Origin of the sequence: Frigoribacterium sp. CFBP9030 (assembly GCF_034045195.1) — a bacterium.
Lineage (GTDB): Bacteria > Actinomycetota > Actinomycetes > Actinomycetales > Microbacteriaceae > Frigoribacterium.
The window spans coordinates 1-2239 of record NZ_JAXCWG010000028.1 but is presented as its reverse complement, the minus strand read 5'-3'; the positions used below and the strand labels follow the sequence as shown (position 1 = coordinate 2239).

3 protein-coding genes are annotated in these 2239 nt (G+C 75.3%); all 3 read right to left on the bottom strand.

What is annotated here, in order from left to right; all coding sequences use genetic code 11:
* Positions 1-39 precede the first annotated feature (39 nt).
* The gene (locus SOM13_RS15325) at positions 40-429 is read right to left on the bottom strand and encodes a DUF2256 and DUF3253 domain-containing protein (protein WP_192061479.1); all 390 of its coding nucleotides are present in this window, start codon (positions 427-429) and stop codon (positions 40-42) included.
* Positions 430-500: 71 nt separating this feature from the next.
* On the bottom strand, positions 501-1616 hold the full coding sequence (locus tag SOM13_RS15320; RefSeq protein WP_320480212.1) for an FAD-dependent oxidoreductase: 1116 nt from the start codon (positions 1614-1616) through the stop codon (positions 501-503).
* Between the two features lie 241 nt (positions 1617-1857).
* On the bottom strand, positions 1858-2239 hold a 382-nt coding region (locus SOM13_RS15315), incomplete at its 5' end, for a PfkB family carbohydrate kinase (RefSeq protein ID WP_320480211.1).

The following is a 2239-nucleotide window of genomic DNA, read 5'->3' as shown; positions in this document are numbered from 1 at the left end:
CGCGGCGCGGCGGCGCGGCGGCGCGGCGCGCTGCGCGGCTCAGGGGCGGTGGCGGCGGATGCGGATCGGGCCCTTGGCGGTCGACGGGTCGACGACCGAGCCGCCCTGCGTGATGTCGACCTCGCCGGCCGCGACGAGCCGTCGGGCGGCGCGGCGCACCGGCTCCATGAGGCCGCGCCAGGCGTCTTCGTCGTCGGGGTGCAGCGAGCGCGCGACGTCCGACGGGCAGATGCTCGACGTCGCGGCGCGCTGCGCCAGCAGGTCGCGGATCCGCTGTTCGAGCTCGCGATCGTGCGCGGTCACCTTGTGCTTGCGGCACGCGTCGCTGCAGTAGGCCACGTCGTCCCAGTTCGACGCCCACTTCTTGCGCCACTCGATGCGTCGGCCGCACGAGCGGCAGGTCTTCGACTCGGGCGTGGCGGGGCTCATGGTGACAGTCAACGCGGCGGAGGCTGCGAGCGTTCCCGGCACCGCGCCTCCTCGGCTGCGTGCTCTGCGGCTCAGGCCGAGCCGAGCTGGCGGAATCGCGCGGGCACCTCGCCGTCCTCGACCAGGTCGACCAGCAGCTCGCCGACCAGCGGCGTGAACTTGAAGCCGTGCCCCGAGAACCCGGCCCCGACCACGAGCGGGCCGACCCGGTCGAGTACGAAGTCCTCGGTGTCGGTCGACGTGTACGTGCAGCTGATCGGGTCGGCCGTCTCGGCGTCGACCCCGGGCAGCCACTCGCGGGCGTAGCGCCGCAGCGCCTCGAACTGCACGGGCTCGGGCAGGTAGCTGCGCGCATCGGGGTCGGTCACCGGGCCCGTCCTGTGCCAGCCGGCCTTGACCCCCTCGCCCGGCGTGAGCATGCCGTATACCGGCCCGTACCACCACGCGTCGTCGCCGCCGTCGGGGTCGGGGCGGTGGTTGAAGCCGGGCCAGACGGCGTCGTCGTCGGTCACCCGGAAGTGCGCCGGCTGCTCCTGCGTCACGACGAGGCGAGGGAGGCGCGCGAGACCGCCGACGAGCCCCTCCGTCCACGCACCGGCGGTCACGACGACGCGGGGCGCGAGGTACTCCTCGTCGGCGGTGACGACGCGGGCCCGGTCGTCGCCCTCGATCTCGATGCCGGTGACGGGTGTCGACCAGCGGACCTCGGCGCCCAGCTCGGTCGCGACGCGCTCGAAGGCGGCCAGCGCGTCGGCGGCACGGATGCGACCGCTGTCGGGCACCCAGAGCACATCGGTCTCGAAGCGGAGGCCCGTCCAGCGGCGACCCGCGTCGCCGGGCGCGACGAACTCGCTGTCGACGCCTCGTTCGGCGTGCAGCTCGCGCATGCGGCGCAGCATGTCGGGGCGACCGTGGTTGACGACGCCGACGAGGTCGAGCAGCGGCGTGTCGGTGACGACCGCGAGCTCGTCCCACAGGGTGCGGGCGCGGGCGACGAGGTCGACGTACTCGCCGTCGTCGTAGGCGATGTTGAGGTTGCGGGTCGTGCCGTGCGAGGCGCCGTGGTGGTGGCCGCGCTCGAAGCGCTCGAGCAGCACGACGTCGTGCCCGCGGACGGCCGCCTGCCAGGCGGTGGCGAGGCCCATCGCGCCTCCTCCGACGACGACGAGATCGACGGTGCGTGCCATGGTGCGCCTCCTGGGTGGGGTGGGGTGTGTGGTGGTCGTGTGGGTGGTGGTGGTGGTGCGGGGTTCGAGTGAGCGTACGGGTACGGGTACGGGAGGGGGTCGAGTGCGGCGGGTCGGTGTCCTCGACGGCGGGTCAGCGCTGACCCGCCACGGATGAAGGGGACCCGCCGCAGCCCGGCCTGGTGCTCAGGCGGCTCGGCCGAGGAGGCGCGGGGAGCCGAGGAGGCGCGGGTCGCCCCGGTCAGCCGAGCGCGTCGACCTCGGCCCGGGTCGGCACCGAGCGTGCGGCCCCCTCGCGCCCGACGGCGACGGCCGCCGCCCGGGACGCCGTCTCGAGCGCGTCGCTCCAGAGGTCGTCCTCGGCGAGCGACGCGACGATGTAGCCGATGAACGTGTCGCCGGCCGCGGTCGTGTCGACGACCTCGACGCGGTGGGCGGGCTGCTCGACGGGGTGCCCCTCGCCGACGAGCATCGACCCGTCGCCGCCGAACGTGCAGAGCAGACGGACGCCGAGCCGGTCGGCGAGGTCGGCGGCGGCGGCGCGGGGGTCGTCGGGCACGGCGGTGTCGCGGGGGTCGGCGCGCGCGGCGGCGTCGGCCTGCGGGTCGGCGTCGTGCCCCGCG